The sequence below is a fragment of the Labrys monachus genome, from assembly GCF_030814655.1.
Classification (GTDB): Bacteria; Pseudomonadota; Alphaproteobacteria; order Rhizobiales; family Labraceae; genus Labrys; species Labrys monacha.
On the sequence record NZ_JAUSVK010000001.1, the window covers coordinates 5,903,304 to 5,917,226 of the forward strand.

The 13,923-nt window shown below is 69.2% G+C and carries 11 protein-coding genes; 6 read left to right on the plus strand and 5 right to left on the minus strand.

Annotation, left to right across the window (positions count from 1 at the left end):
* Positions 1–41 precede the first annotated feature (41 nt).
* On the minus strand, positions 42–908 hold the full coding sequence (gene mutM, locus J3R73_RS26965) for a bifunctional DNA-formamidopyrimidine glycosylase/DNA-(apurinic or apyrimidinic site) lyase (RefSeq protein WP_307434559.1): 867 nt from the start codon (positions 906–908) through the stop codon (positions 42–44).
* Positions 909–1,067: 159 nt separating this feature from the next.
* On the opposite strand from mutM, the gene ubiE reads away from it, so the two are divergent.
* Both ubiE and J3R73_RS26975 read left to right on the plus strand, forming a co-directional pair.
* Positions 1,068–1,823: a bifunctional demethylmenaquinone methyltransferase/2-methoxy-6-polyprenyl-1,4-benzoquinol methylase UbiE gene (gene ubiE / locus J3R73_RS26970; RefSeq protein ID WP_307434562.1), complete on the plus strand. Its 756-nt coding sequence runs from the start codon at positions 1,068–1,070 to the stop codon at positions 1,821–1,823.
* Positions 1,824–1,950: 127 nt separating this feature from the next.
* Positions 1,951–3,747: a cation:proton antiporter domain-containing protein gene (locus J3R73_RS26975; RefSeq protein WP_307434565.1), complete on the plus strand. Its 1,797-nt coding sequence runs from the start codon at positions 1,951–1,953 to the stop codon at positions 3,745–3,747.
* Between the two features lie 7 nt (positions 3,748–3,754).
* Here J3R73_RS26975 and J3R73_RS26980 read toward each other — a convergent pair whose 3' ends face one another.
* The 3 genes from J3R73_RS26980 to J3R73_RS26990 are packed head-to-tail and all read right to left on the minus strand — an operon-like array spanning position 3,755 to position 5,807.
* Positions 3,755–4,606: an SDR family NAD(P)-dependent oxidoreductase gene (locus J3R73_RS26980; protein ID WP_307434568.1), complete on the minus strand. Its 852-nt coding sequence runs from the start codon at positions 4,604–4,606 to the stop codon at positions 3,755–3,757.
* Between the two features lie 17 nt (positions 4,607–4,623).
* Positions 4,624–5,226 (minus strand): dimethylsulfonioproprionate lyase family protein, encoded by a 603-nt coding sequence (locus J3R73_RS26985; protein WP_307434572.1) that lies wholly within the window; start codon positions 5,224–5,226, stop codon positions 4,624–4,626.
* Between the two features lie 11 nt (positions 5,227–5,237).
* Positions 5,238–5,807 carry a TetR/AcrR family transcriptional regulator gene (locus tag J3R73_RS26990; RefSeq protein WP_307437721.1) on the minus strand — a complete coding sequence of 190 codons (570 nt, stop codon included), beginning with the start codon at positions 5,805–5,807 and terminating at the stop codon, positions 5,238–5,240.
* 274 nt (positions 5,808–6,081) lie between these two features.
* Between J3R73_RS26990 and J3R73_RS26995 the strand changes: the two genes are divergently transcribed.
* The 4 genes from J3R73_RS26995 to J3R73_RS27010 all read left to right on the plus strand — a co-directional run bounded on the left by J3R73_RS26995 (position 6,082) and on the right by J3R73_RS27010 (position 13,047).
* Entirely contained in the window at positions 6,082–6,345 is a 264-nt protein-coding gene (locus J3R73_RS26995) for a hypothetical protein (protein WP_307434574.1), read from the plus strand.
* Between the two features lies 1 nt (position 6,346).
* Positions 6,347–9,541: an efflux RND transporter permease subunit gene (locus J3R73_RS27000; protein ID WP_307434577.1), complete on the plus strand. Its 3,195-nt coding sequence runs from the start codon at positions 6,347–6,349 to the stop codon at positions 9,539–9,541.
* 12 nt (positions 9,542–9,553) lie between these two features.
* Positions 9,554–10,705 carry an efflux RND transporter periplasmic adaptor subunit gene (locus tag J3R73_RS27005; protein WP_307434580.1) on the plus strand — a complete coding sequence of 384 codons (1,152 nt, stop codon included), beginning with the start codon at positions 9,554–9,556 and terminating at the stop codon, positions 10,703–10,705.
* Positions 10,706–11,058: 353 nt separating this feature from the next.
* Positions 11,059–13,047, plus strand: a complete 1,989-nt coding sequence (locus J3R73_RS27010; RefSeq protein WP_307434584.1) for a hydantoinase/oxoprolinase N-terminal domain-containing protein — start codon at positions 11,059–11,061, stop codon at positions 13,045–13,047.
* A 33-nt stretch (positions 13,048–13,080) separates the two neighbouring features.
* Here J3R73_RS27010 and J3R73_RS27015 read toward each other — a convergent pair whose 3' ends face one another.
* A complete protein-coding gene (locus J3R73_RS27015; protein WP_307434587.1) occupies positions 13,081–13,836 on the minus strand; it encodes an SDR family oxidoreductase in 756 nt (251 codons plus the stop codon).
* Between the last annotated feature and the right edge of the window lie 87 nt (positions 13,837–13,923).

Here is a 13,923-nt window from a genome sequence, read left to right on the forward strand (position 1 = left end):
ATAGCAAACGAAGCCGGCCGGGGTAAAGGCGGCCGGGCGATTCAGCCCTGGCAGGTCCGGCACCAATAGGTCGACCGTCCCGACTGGACGAGGCGCTCGATGGCGCCGCCGCATCCGGGCGTCGCGCAGGTCTCGCCCTCGCGGTCATAGACGCGGAAGCGGTGCTGGAAATAGCCGAGGGAGCCGTCGGTGTGGCGATAATCGCGCAAGGTCGAGCCGCCGGCCTCGACCGCTTCGCCCAGGACGTCGCGGATGGCCTCGGCGAGCCGGCCCGCCTCGCCGGAGGTGAGCGTCCCCGCCGCCCGTTCCGGCGCCAGGCCGGCCCGATGCAGCGCCTCGCAGACATAGATGTTGCCGAGCCCGGCGATCAGGCCCTGGTCGAGCAGCGCCGCCTTGAGGGGCGCCGCCTTGCGGGCGAACAACGTCGCGACGAGGGCACCGCTCAGCTCGTTGCCGAGCGGCTCGATGCCCATCGCCTTGAAATGGCGCGAGGCCGCGAGGTCCGCCCGCGGCACCAGGTCCATGAAGCCGAAGCGGCGGGCATCGTTGTAGGTGACGACGAAGCCGTTGGAGAGGCGGAAGACGACATGGTCGTGGCGCCGCGCCTGACCGGCCTCCTGCGCGAAGTCCCCGGGCTCCTCGACGCCGCCGTCCGGCCTCGTGATGAGGAAGCGTCCGGTCATGCCGAGATGCATGACGAGCACCTCGCCGGAGGACAGGTCCGCCAGGAGATATTTGGCCCGCCGGCCCAGCGAGACCACCGTCCGGCCCGCAAGGCGGCCGGCGAAGTCCGCCGGCAGGGGAAAGCGCAGGTCCGGCCGGCGCGCCTCGACCTCGACCAGCCTCGCGCCGGCCATCGCCGGCTCGAGGCCGCGGCGCACGGTTTCGACTTCGGGCAGTTCGGGCATCGTTTCTCCGCGAGGCTGGGAACGTCACACATAGGGGCGGACCCGCGCCCGCGCCAGTATGCGCGGGGACCGCGTGGCTCCGGCACGCCGGAATGCGGCTTCCCTCGCCTTCCCCTCCTGTTCTATAGCTGGCGGCGACCGCGTGCCCGGAGTTCGACGATGCCTGCCAGCGCTGAAACCCATTTCGGCTTTTCCACCGTCCCGCTCGCCGAGAAGCAGGGTCTCGTCGACGACGTCTTCCACAAGGTCGCCGGCCGTTACGACCTGATGAACGACCTGATGTCGGCCGGCCTGCACCGGCTGTGGAAGGACAACCTCGTCAACCTGCTCGACCCGCCGCGCCGGCGCCCCTTCCGCCATCTCGACGTGGCCGGCGGCACCGGTGACGTCGCCTTCCGCATCGCCCGGGCGGGCGGGGCCGACACCCATGTCACCGTGCTGGACATCAACGCCTCGATGCTCGAAGTCGGCCGGACCCGCGGCGAGGCCCAGGGCCTCGGCGGCCAGCTTTCCTTCGTGGAGGCCAATGCGGAGGAACTGCCCTTCGAGACCGGCAGCTTCGACGGCTACACCATCGCCTTCGGCATCCGCAACGTGCCGCGCATCGACAAGGCGCTGGAAGAGGCCTATCGCGTGCTGCGGCGCGGGGGGCGCTTCCTCTGCCTCGAATTCTCGGCCGTCGACGTGCCGGGCCTCGACCGCATCTACGATCTCTATTCCCTCAACCTCATCCCCCCGATCGGCCGGATGGTGACGGGCGATGCCGAGCCCTATCGCTATCTGGTCGAATCGATCCGCAAATTCCCGCGGCCGGCCGATTTTGCGGCGATGATCGCCAGAGCGGGCTTCTCGCAGGTGAGCCACCGTTCCCTCAGCGGCAATATCGTGGCGATCCACTCGGGCTGGAAGCTGTAGGCCGGGCTTTCGGCCGGTTCCGGACGGCCCCCGCCGACATGCGCGGGCGTTGCGCATAATTCATTTGGCGAAGCGGCCGGCTTCGTTGTTCGATGTCCGCCGCGGGGCAGGCATCGGGGGACGGGATTTGGCAGGCACGTTCGACGCATCGGCATTGAAGGACGCCCTCGTCGTGCTCGGCACGGCGGCCGTCGTGGTCCCGCTCGTGCGCCGCCTCCACGTCAATTCGGTGATCGGCTTCCTCGCGGCCGGCGCGGTGATGGGCCCGAGCGGCCTCGGGGCCCTGTCCTCGCGTTTTCCCCTCATCGACTGGGTCACCATCGGCGAACGGGACAGGATCGCGGAGATCGCCGAGCTCGGCGTCGTCTTCCTGCTCTTCGTCATCGGCCTCGAGCTCTCGCTCGCCCGCCTGAAGACGATGCGCCGCCTCGTCTTCGGCCTGGGAGCGCTGCAGGTGGTCGTCTCGACGCTCGCCATCGCGCTCATCGCGCGCCTCGTCCTGCCGGCCACGGCGGCCCTCGTGCTCGCCTCGGGCCTGGCCCTGTCCTCCACGGCGATCGTGGTGGAGATCCTGGCGGCGAAGCGGCGCATGGCGTCCGCCACCGGGCGCGCCAATTTCGCGGTGCTGATCTTCCAGGACCTCGCCGTCGTGCCCGTGCTGTTCCTCGTCGGCACGCTCGGCGTTCCCGGCGGCGGCGGCCCCTCGATGTGGACGGGGCTCGCCTATGCCCTGCTGTCGGCGGCGGTCACCATCGGGGCGATCGTCGCGGCCGGCAATTTCCTGCTGCGTCCGCTCTTCCGCCTGGTGGCACGGCCGGAAAATCCGGAGCTCTTCATCGCCGCCACCCTGTTCGTGGCGATCGGCACCGGCGTGGCGGCGGCCGCCGCCGGCCTCTCCATGGCGCTCGGGGCCTTCATCGCCGGCCTGCTCCTGGCCGAGACGGAATATCGGCGCGCCATCGAGGCGACGATCGAGCCCTTCAAGAGCCTGCTGCTCGGCGTCTTCTTCTTCGCCATCGGCATGACCATCGACATCGCCGTGGTGCTGCAGCACCCGCTGCTGATCGCCGGCGCCGTGCTCGCCCTGATCCTCGTCAAGGCCGGCATCGTCTTCGCCCTCTGCCGCCTGTTCCGCCTGCCGACGGCGGTCTCGGTCGAGACCGCCTTCCTGCTCGCCTCCGCCGGCGAATTCGCCTTCGTGGTCTTCAACCTCGCCTCCTCCCTCGCCATCTTCACGCCGGAGCAGTCCTCGCTGGCGGTCGTCGTCACCTCCCTGTCGATGGCGCTCATTCCCATGCTCGGCTGGAGCGGCCGGCGCCTCGCCAAGCGTCTGGAGCGCACCCTGCCGGTCGAGGCCGCGGCGCTGGAGCCGCCGCCCGAGGATAGGCAGAGGCGGGCGATCATCGTGGGATATGGCCGCGTCGGCCGGCTGGTGGCCGAGATGCTGGCCGAGCACCGCATCCCTTATCTGGCGGTCGATGCGGACGCCCGGGGCGTGGCGAAATGGCGCGAGGACGGCAAGCCGGTCTATTGGGGCGACGCCACCAATGCCGTCTTCCTCGAGCGCTGCGGGCTGCTGGAGGCGTCCGCGCTAGTGGTCACCATCGATACGCCCCGGCAGATCGAGGCGGTGGTGACGGCGGCGCGGGCCCTCAGGCCCGACCTCGTCATCGTCGCACGCTCGCGTGACGCCGCCCATGCGAGCAAGCTCTACGCCCTCGGCGTCACCGACGCGGTGCCGGAGACCATCGAGGCCAGCCTCCAGCTCTCGGAGGCGGCGCTCGCCGGCCTCGGCGTGCCCGCCGGCCCGGTGATCGCCTCGATCCATGAGCGCCGCGACCTCTTCCGGCGCGAGCTGCAAAGCGCCGCAGGGCGGCCGACCCATGCGGTCATGCCCAAGCGGACGACGCGGCGAGGGCTGTAGCCGTCGGTCAGTCCCCCTTCACGAAGGCCGCGAACGTCTCGGCATAATCGGGATGCCAGCGCGACAGGGGCGGGCGGTTCTCGATGATGTCGCCGGCCGCCCAGGCGATGCGGCGCTCGTCGAGCGAGCGCGGCACGTCGTTGTCGGGGCACAGGATGTAGAAGTCGCCTTTCCCGAGGCTCGCGAGCATGAAATCGACGGTCTGTTCCGGCGTCCAGGCCGCGTCCGGCTTCTCGGTGCGCCCCTTTGCCGTCAGCCCGGTGAAGACGAAGCCGGGGATCAGCAGATGGGCGCTGATCCCCGCTTTCGGCGTGTTGCGGAGCTCGTGCTGCAGCGCTTCGGTGAAGGCCTTCACGCCCGCCTTCGCGACATTGTAGGCGGGATCGCCGGGCGGGGTGGTGATGCCCTGCTTGGAGCCGGTGTTGATGACGAGGCCGGGCCGCCCGCGCTCGATCATGCCGGGCACGAAGACCTGGCTGCCGTGGATGACGCCCCACAGATTGACGCCGAGCACCCGCTGCCAGGCGCCGGCCGGGCCGAACATGCCGCTGCCGGGCTGGATGCCGGCATTGTTCATCAGGACATCCGTGCCACCGAACCGCTCGCGCACCGCCTGCTCCAGCCGGCGTACCTGCTCTTCCTGGCCGACATCGGTCGCCGCGGTCATCACCCCCGCCGCCCCCTCGGGAGAGGCCGCCGCCACCGCCGCGCCCGCCTCGGCGAGCCGCTCCCCGCCGAGATCGGCGATGCAGACCTTGAGGCCGAGGCCGGCGAACTTGACGGCGGCGGCAAGGCCGATGCCGCTCGCGCCGCCGGTGATGACGGCGACCGCGCCGGGCGTCAGGGCAGGATGGGACATGGGAGATTCTCCAGAGATCAGGCTTGGGGTGCCTCTATGACGGATTTCTGTGTCAGATTTCCAGCACGCCAGACATAGAGCGCCAGGAGCGGCGCCGCCGCGGTCCGCATGGCATGCGGCACGCGGGAGGGATGATGGATGAGATCGCCCGGCGGCCTGGCGCGCCAGCCCTGCGGGCCGGCCGCCCACAGCGCCGTGCCGGCGAGGGGAATGTAGATCTCCTCGGCGTCGTGCGAATGGAAGGGATATTCGATGCCGGGCCCGAGCATGAGGAAGCCGGCGGCGATGCTGTCGCTGGCGAAGGCGCCCCTCTGGCCGATGATCTCGGTCCAGCCATAGCGGGAGAGGAAGGCGCTTCCGAAATCGCCGGCGCCATAGGTCTGCCGCCAGTCGAGGGCATCGCCGTTCTCGACCACCAGTTGCGTCAGGTCGGCGGTCGCGGCGCCCGTGTGGTCGAGCAGTTGCGGCAGCCGTGACAGCACAGGCAACGCCGCGGCGGCACGCCGGATCGGCGCCTGCGCTTGCGGCCATGCCGCCAGGAAGGGATCGGCGAGGGGCGATCGGCAGCGCGCGATGGCGGCGCGCATGTCGGCGGCGAGGCGCTCATACGGGGGCTTCACCGGTCAGGCCTTCAGGCGCCGGGCTCGCGCTTGCCGAAGGAGGCGATGATCGCCTCGGCCATGCGCATGAAGCGCCCGCTCGGCCCTTCGACACCGACGCTCTGGCGGCTGACGCGCGCCCCTTCGATGAGGAGCGCGAGCGTATCGGCGACGAGATCGGGCTGGGCGAGGCCCGCATCCGAACACAGTTTGGCGAGGCGGTTGCGATAGGCCGTCTTGAAATCCTCGATCACGCGGCGCGCCGGATGGCCGGCCTCGGTCAGCTCGACCGCCGCATTGGCCATCTCGCAGCCGCGCTTGTCCGCCTCGATGCAGGCGGCACCCTGCCGGACCCAGGCATGGAGCTGCGCCATCGCGTCGCCGGGATAGTCGGTCTCGAAGGCATCCCACCCCGTCTGCGCCTCGTCGACCGCCTTCTGCAGGCATTCGACGATCAGGTCGTCCTTGGAGCCGAAATGGCGATACAGCGTCATCTTGTTGGTGCCGGCCGCCTCCGCGATGGCGTCGACGCCGATACCCCGGATGCCGTGCTGGTGGAACAGGTCCCGCGCCTTGACGACGATGCGGTCGCGCGGGCGCATCGCGGCACAGGCCACCGGCGCGGCGGGCTCTTCGCGGTGCAATACGTCTTCTTCGCGCTGCAAAATTTTGTGAGACATGTCTCTTGACTAGGGTGTGACCGGTCTGTAACACTGCACTTGTTACCAAGCGGTAACATCTTTGATCGCGCGATGTCAAGGCCGATGACCTCCCAGGGAATTGAGGGAGGCCCGGCAGGAGCGGCAGAACCGGCCGAGATCGCAGAATTCAGCAAGCGGAACGCCGTCGCCCACGGATGTCCGCCAAGGAGGTCCCATGGCGTCGATGAACAACGATCTGTCGATCGATCAACTGTTGAGCGACCCGGTGACCGTCGCCGTGATGCGGGCCGACCGGGTCGACCCCAACGCGCTCCAGGCGATGCTCCGCGGCGTCGCCGCGCGCCTTCACGTCGCAAGAGACAACGCCGCGCCCGCCATCCCGGCGCGATCCATCCCCTTCTTCGGCAACCCCGCGCTCAAGGGACACAGGTTCCTTGCCGGCGGCAGGGCGCCGTTCGACCGTTGCAGAGCCCCCTGACATGGTGAACTTCTTCATCCAACGCCCGATCTTCGCTTCTGCGATCGCCATCATCATGGTGCTCGCGGGGGCGATCTGCTATTTCCTGCTGCCGGTCTCGCAGTTTCCCGACATCACGCCGCCCCAGGTGGTGGTGAGCGCCAACTATCCCGGCGCCAGCGCCCAGGTGGTCGCCGACACCGTGACCACGCCGCTCGAGCAGCAGATCAACGGCGTCGAGGGCATGACCTACATGTCCTCCTCCAGCTCCAATGACGGCAGTTCCAACATCACCGTCACCTTCGACGTCGGCTATCCCCTGTCGATCGCCGCCGTCGACGTCCAGAACCGCGTCTCGCAGGCCTCTTCGTCGCTTCCGGCCATCGTCAACCAGGCCGGCGTGACCATCAAGAAGCAGAATCCGAACTTCGTGCTGATCGTCAACCTGACGTCGCCCGACGGATCGGTCGACCCGATCGCGCTGTCGAACTATGCCTATCTGCAGGTGATCGACCCGCTCAAGCGCCTGCCAGGCGTCGGCGACGTCCAGATCTTCGGCGAGCGGCGCTATTCGATGCGCGTCTGGCTCGACCCGGACAAGCTCGCCAATCTCGGCATCACCGCCGTCGACGTGCAGAACGCCATCGCCGAGCAGAACGTCCAGGTCGCGGCCGGCAAGATCGGCCAGTCGCCGGCGCCCGCCGGCACGCCCTTCGAGATGCAGGTCAACGCCACCGGCCGCCTGAGCGACCCCAAGGAGTTCGGCGACATCGTCGTCAGGGCCGATTCGGCCCAGGGCTCGCTCGTCCGCCTGCGCGACGTCGCCCGCATCGAGCTCGGGGCGCTGCAATACACCTCCTCCGCCTTCTTCGGCAAGGATCCGACCGTCGTGCTCGCCGTCTACCAGATGCCGGGCTCCAACGCGCTCGACCTCCAGGCGCGTGTCCTGGGCAAGATGCAGGAATTGTCGAAGCATTTCCCCAAGGGCATCGCCTATGCCATGCATTACGACACGACCCGCTTCGTGTCGGCCTCGATGCATGACGTGGTGATCACCCTGGCGGAGGCGCTCGCCCTCGTCGTCGCGGTGGTGTTCGTCTTCCTGCAGAGCTGGCGCACCACCATCATCCCCACCATCGCGATCCCCGTCTCGCTGATCGCGACACTGGTGGTGATGGAGATGTTCGGCTTCTCCCTCAACATGCTCAGCCTGCTCGGCATGGTGCTGGCGATCGGCCTCGTGGTCGACGACGCCATCGTCGTCGTCGAGAATGTCGAACGCCAGCTCGAGGACGGCCATCCGCCGCTGGAAGCGGCCAGGCTCGCGATGAAGGAAGTCACCGGCCCCATCATCGCCACCACGGCGGTGCTGATGGCGGTGTTCGTGCCCGTCGCCTTCATTCCCGGCGTCGCCGGCCGGCTCTACAACCAGTTCGCGCTGACCGTGGCGATCTCCGTCGGCATCTCCGCCTTCAACTCGCTGACGCTGAGCCCGGCGCTCAGCGCCGCCTTCCTGCGCCACCGGACGCCCACGAATTTTCCGCCCTTCCGCTGGTTCAATCGCGGCTTCGAGCGGATCTCGCACGCCTATGCCTCGGCGGTGCGCTGGCTGATCCGCTTCCGCTGGCCGGTGCTCGGCCTGTTCGCCGCCGGCCTCGTCGGCACCTATCTCCTCTCCACCCGCATTCCCTCCACCTTCCTTCCCGTCGAGGACCAGGGCTATTTCTTCGTGGTGATCCAGCTGCCGGACGGCGCCTCGCTGGAACGCACCGACGCGGTGGCGAAGAAGGCGCGCGACATCCTGCAGAACACGCCGGGCGTCGACATCGTCGGCTCGATCAGCGGCCTCAACTTCCTGACCAACGCCGCGCAGTCGAATTCGGCGGTGGAGTTCGCCATCCTCAAGCCGTGGGACGAGCGGCCGCCGGAGCAGAACGCCTCGAAGATCGTCAACGAGGTCCGGGGCAAGCTCCTGCAGATCCCGGACGCCTTCGCCCTGAGCTTCGATCCGCCCTCCATCCCCGGCCTCGGCACCACAGGCGGCTTCGAGTTCGAAGTCGAGGACCTCACCGGACGCGGCGCCGTCGCGCTCAACGACGCCACGCAGGCCCTGATCGCGGAAGCCCGCAAGCAGCCCGAGCTCAACCCGCAGCAATTGTTCTCGTCCTTCTCGACCTCGACGCCGCAGTTCGACTACGACCTCGACCGCACCAAGGCCAAGCTGCTCGGCCTCAGCCTGCCGGACGTGTTCAACACCCTGCAGATCTATCTCGGCTCGCTCTATGTGAACGACTTCAACCTGTTCGGCCGTACTTTCCGCGTCACCCTGCAGGCCGACCAGAACGCCCGTGCCAAGGCGACGGACCTGTCGCGCCTCTATGTGCGCAACGCCGCCGGCGCCATGGTGCCGCTCTCCACGCTCGGCACCCTCAAGCCCATCGTCGGGCCGGAGACGGTGCCGCACTACAACAATTACGGCTCGGCCCTGATCAATGGCGGCGCCGCGCCGGGCTTCAGCTCGGGCCAGGCGGTCGCGGCGATGGAACGGGCCGCCGCCACGGCCTTGCCGCGGGATTTCGGCTTCGAATGGACGGGCATCACCTTCCAGGAACTCAAGGCCGGCTCCATCGCGACCGTGGTGTTCGCGCTCGCCATCGTCTTCGTCTTCCTGATCCTGGCAGCGCAGTATGAAAGCTGGACCATGCCCTTCATGGTCCTGCTGGCGGTGCCGCTCGCTCTGTTCGGCGCTCTGGCGGCGATCTGCCTGCGCGGCATGCAGATCGACGTCTATTCGCAGATCGGCTTCGTCATGCTCATCGGCCTCGCCGCGAAGAACGCGATCCTGATCGTCGAATTCGCCAGGCGCCGGCGCGAGGAGGGCCTCGGCATCGTCGAAGCCGCGATGGAGGCGGCGCGGCTGCGGCTGCGTCCCATCCTGATGACGGCCTTCGCCTTCATCCTCGGCGTCGTGCCGCTGATGCTGGCGACCGGCGCCGGCGCCGCCAGCCGGCAGTCCCTCGGCACCACCGTCTTCGGCGGCATGGTCGCCGCCACGATCCTGACCCTGGCCTTCGTGCCGGTCTTCTATGCCGTGATCGAGAAATGGCGGGAGCGCAGCCCCCGCCACGGCTCCGACGGCCATGCTTCCGACCCCCATGCCACGCCGGCCGACGCGGAGAAGCCCAATCGTCTCCCCCATGTCGAAGCGGCGGAATAGGAAAGCCTCCCCATGCGTTACCTCAAGACCACCACCGCTGTCGTCGCGATCGCTGCCGCAGCCCTCGTCTACGCCTATAACCAGCCGAGCATGCTGGGAGGCCTCGTCGCCGGCCCGGCGGGCGCCGCCACGCCGGCCCCCGCGATGCCGGCCATGCCGGTGCCGGTCACGCCGGTGATCAAGCGCAACATCCCGCTCTATCTCGACTATGCGGCCCGCACCGAATCGATCCGCAGCATCACGCTGCAGGCCAAGGTCTCCGGCTACATCCTCGACCAGGCGGTCGCCGACGGCAGCGACGTCAAGGCGGGCGACCTGCTCTACCGTATCGATCCGCGCGACTTCCAGGCCACGCTCGACCAGGTGAAGGCGCAGGCCCAGCGCGACGCCGCCTCGCTCGACTACGCCCGGATGAGCCTCAATCGCGGCAACGAGCTGACCAAGACCGGCTATCTGTCGAAGGACACGTTCGACCAGCGGACCAGCGCCGTGCAGCAGGGCGAGGCCACCATCGCGGCCGATGCCGCCGCCGTCCACTCGGCCGAGCTCAATCTGGGCTATACCGAGATCCGCGCCCCCTTCCCGGGCCGCATCGGCCGCAACCAGGCGCCGGTCGGCACGCTGGTCGGCGCCGGCGGGACGGTCCTCAACACGCTGGTGCAGCTCAATCCGATCTACGTCACCTTCAATCCGAGCGAGACCGATCTCGTCGCGATCCAGAAGGCGAAGGCCGCCGGCAGGATCAGCGCCGACATCTTCGTGCCCGGCGAGCCCGGCCCTCACCACAAGGGCGAGCTGACCTTCCTCGACAACGCGGTCGACCGCACGACGGGAACCATCACCGCCCGGGCGACGATCGCCAATGACGACCTGGCACTGCTGCCCGGGCAATATGTGCGGGTGAGGCTGGCGGTCGGCCAGCAGGCCGATGCACTGCTGGTGCCCCAGACGGCGCTCGGCTCCAGCCAGCTCGGCAAATATGTCTATGTCGTCGGCGAGGGCAGCCGGGTCGACCAGCGCCTGGTCGAGCTCGGCGCGACCGACGGCGACCTCATCTCGGTGGTCAAGGGCGTCGGCGAGCACGACAGCATCATCAGCGGCAACCTGCAGAAGATCGGCCCCGGCATGCCGGTCCAGCCGCTGCCGGCCAAGCCGGCGTCCTGATCGCGCAGGACCCGGCGGGGACGCCGATCCTGCTTCGCTCCAAGACATCGGCCGGGGGGGCCGCCCTCTCCAGCGAAGGCTGGGGAGGGCTTTTTTCCGGAACCGTGGACGTTTCGTCCGCAAGCCTCGGACGTACTGAAAATAGCGCGATTATCGTACTCCCAAGCGGAAGAAGGCTGCCCATTCTCTCGTCAGGCGCCTGGGGCGAAAAGTCCGCCGTCCCGGCATCCTGCCCTGACGATAGTCCGGCCCCGCAACAGATCGCTGCCGGCAAGCCGTTTCCTGTGGAGCGGGGACGGGATTCTCGCGTATCAGCAGCCGATCGAATTGATTGCGGATTTGCGACGGATTTCATGGCCATCCTTCTGGGTATCGACACCGGCGGCACCTTCACCGACGCCGTCCTCTATGACGAAGCGAGCGGCGTCGTCGCCAAGGCCAAATCCCTCACCACCCACCATGATCTGGCCATCGGCGTCGGCGGCGCCGTGGGGGCCGTGATCGAGGCTTCGGCGATCGCACCCGGCGTCATTGCCCTCGTCTCGCTCTCCACCACCCTCGCCACCAATGCCATGGTCGAAGGCCAGGGCGGGCGCGTCGGCCTCGTCTATATCGGCTTCGACGCGGCGGACGCCGAACGGCCGGACCTCAAGGCCGCGCTGAACGGGGATCCGGTCATCCTCGTCGGCGGCGGCCACGACGCCATGGGCCAGCCGCGCATGCCGCTCGACGCCGAAACGCTGGCCGCCGAGGCCCGCCGCCTCGCGCCCGGCCTCACCGGTTTCGCGGTGACCGGGCGCTTCGCCGTGCTCGACCCTTCGCACGAGATCGCCGCCCGGGACATCCTGCGGCGGGAAACCGGGCTGCCGGTGACCTGCGGCCACGAACTTTCGGCCAGGCTCGACGGCCCCAAGCGGGCGCTGACCTGCGTCCTCAATGCCCGCCTCATCCACCTCCTGGAGATGCTGATCGCGGCGACCGAGGGGCGCCTGGCCGCGCTCGGCATCCAGGCGCCGCTGATGGTGGTGCGCGGCGACGGCTCGCTGGTCTCGGCCGAAGTCGCCAAGGCGAGGCCGATCGAGACGATCTTCTCCGGCCCGGCCGCCAGCGCGGTGGGCGGCGCCTTCCTGGCGGGCACGCAGGAGGCGCTGGTCTCGGATATAGGCGGCACCACCACCGACGTCGTGGTGCTGCGCCAGGGGCGCCCGCGCATCGATCCCGCCGGCGCGCTGATCGGCGGCTTCCGCACCATGGTCGAGGCCATCGCCATCCGCACCTGCGGGCTCGGCGGCGACAGCGAGGTCACGCTCGAACAGCACGGGCTGGAGGCGTCGCTGAAGCTCGGCCCCCGCCGCGCGATCCCGCTCTCTTTGCTGGCGGCGAGCCATGGCGACCTCGTCCACGCCACGCTGGAGCGCCAACTCGGTGCGGACATGCCCAACGACCTCCATGGCCGCTTTGCCCTCAGCCTCAATCCGCCCCTGGCCGAAGTGCCGGCCCTGGAGGCCGAGCTCCTCGGCCGGCTTGCGCAAGGGCCGCAGCCGGCCGACAGGCTCATCGCCAACCGGCGCGAGCTCAACGCCCTGCAGCGTCTCGTCAATCGCCGCCTCGCCATCATGGCCTCGCTGACGCCGTCGGACGCCGCCCATGTCCTCGGCCTTCATGCCGCCTGGGACAGGGACGCCGCGGCCAAGGGTGCCCTGCTGTTCTCGCGGCGGCGCAACGCCATGGGCCTTCCCTTCGCGGCTACGCCCGACATCCTCGCCCGCCGCATCATCGAGGTCCTCACCCGCCGCTCCGCCGAGTTCCTGCTCGAATGCGCGCTCGCCGAGGACGGTTTCCAGGAGGCCGGCCTGTCCCGCCACGTGCTGGCCGCCGCCGCGCTGGACGGGCATGAGGGCCTGGTGCGCATCGGCCTGTCGCTGACGACGCCGGTGGTCGGTCTCGGTGCCTCCGCCGCCACCTATTACGGCGCCATCGCCGCGCTGGTGGGCGCGCCGGCGCTGGTGCCCGAGCACGCCGAGGTCGCCAACGCCGTGGGCGCGGTGGTCGGCGGCGTGCATGTCTCGGCGGAACTGCGCATCCTGCAGCCGGTCGAAGGCGTCTTCCGGGTCTTGGCGCGCAGCGGCACGCGCGACTTCGGCGACCTCGGCGCCGCCCTCGCACATGCGGAGGAGACGGCCCGGGCCCAGGCTCATGCCGATGCGCTGGAAGCGGGCGCCGCCTCGGTGGAGATCGCCGTGACGGTGGACGAGAAGAAGGCGGTGACGGAAGGACGGGAGATCTTCGTCGAAGCGCTCGTCACCGCCAGGGCGTCCGGCCGGCCGCGGATCGGGCGGTAATCCGGAGAGCGGACTGGACGTCCGCGCTCCAGGTCAGCCGCGCCCGACGAAGGGCATCTTGGTCGCCATCACCGTGAGGGTGAGCACATTGGCGTCGAGCGGCAGCCCGGCCATATAGAGGACGGCGTCGGCGACGTGCTTCACGTCGAAGGTGGGCTCGGGCTTGATCGAGCCGTCGGCCTGCATGACGCCGCCCGGCATGCGCGAGGCCATCGGGGTCAGCGTGTTGCCGATGTCGATCTGGCCGCAGGCGATGTCGTATTTGCGGCCGTCGAGGGCGGTCGACTTGGTCAGCCCGGCGACCGCATGCTTGGAGGCGGTATAGGGCGCGGAATTCGGCCGCGGCGCCGTCGCCGAGATCGAGCCGTTGTTGATGATGCGCCCGCCCCGCGGCGTCTGCGCCTTCATCACGCGGAAGGCCTCCTGCGTGCACAGGAACACGCCGGTGATGTTGGTGTCGACCACCGCCTGCCATTGTTCGACCGGCAGGTCTTCCACCGGCACGGCGGGGGCGTTGGTGCCGGCATTGTTGACGAGGAGGTCGACGCGGCCGAACCGCTCGACCGTCGCGGCGAAGAGCGCGTGCACCGAGGCGGGGTCGGTGACGTCGGAGGGGAAGGCGAGCGCGGCATCGGCGTGGCTGCTCTCTGCCACAGCCGCGTCCAGCGCCTCCTTGCGACGGCCACTGAACGTCACCGCCCAGCCATGCTCCAGCAGGGCAAGGGCGATGGCCTTGCCGATGCCGGTGGCGGCGCCGGTGACGATGGCGACTTGGCGTTGGTCAGACATGATCGATTCCTCCGGGCGGGCCCGTTGCCCGGGCCGCGATGGCATGTTCGTTTCCCCACTAACAAAAGTCGGCGCCGCCGGACAGAT

What these genes read in the sequence shown, in the direction of transcription:
- J3R73_RS26995 (WP_307434574.1), top strand. Translation starts at nt 6,082, where the DNA reads ATGGCGTCGATGAACAACGATCTGTCGATCGATCAACTGTTGAGCGAC.
- J3R73_RS27005 (WP_307434580.1), top strand. Translation starts at nt 9,554, where the DNA reads ATGCGTTACCTCAAGACCACCACCGCTGTCGTCGCGATCGCTGCCGCA.
- ubiE (WP_307434562.1), top strand. Translation starts at nt 1,068, where the DNA reads ATGCCTGCCAGCGCTGAAACCCATTTCGGCTTTTCCACCGTCCCGCTC.
- J3R73_RS26980 (WP_307434568.1), bottom strand. Translation starts at nt 4,606, where the DNA reads ATGTCCCATCCTGCCCTGACGCCCGGCGCGGTCGCCGTCATCACCGGC.
- J3R73_RS27015 (WP_307434587.1), bottom strand. Translation starts at nt 13,836, where the DNA reads ATGTCTGACCAACGCCAAGTCGCCATCGTCACCGGCGCCGCCACCGGC.
- mutM (WP_307434559.1), bottom strand. Translation starts at nt 908, where the DNA reads ATGCCCGAACTGCCCGAAGTCGAAACCGTGCGCCGCGGCCTCGAGCCG.
- J3R73_RS27010 (WP_307434584.1), top strand. Translation starts at nt 11,059, where the DNA reads ATGGCCATCCTTCTGGGTATCGACACCGGCGGCACCTTCACCGACGCC.
- J3R73_RS27000 (WP_307434577.1), top strand. Translation starts at nt 6,347, where the DNA reads ATGGTGAACTTCTTCATCCAACGCCCGATCTTCGCTTCTGCGATCGCC.
- J3R73_RS26990 (WP_307437721.1), bottom strand. Translation starts at nt 5,807, where the DNA reads ATGCGCCCGCGCGACCGCATCGTCGTCAAGGCGCGGGACCTGTTCCAC.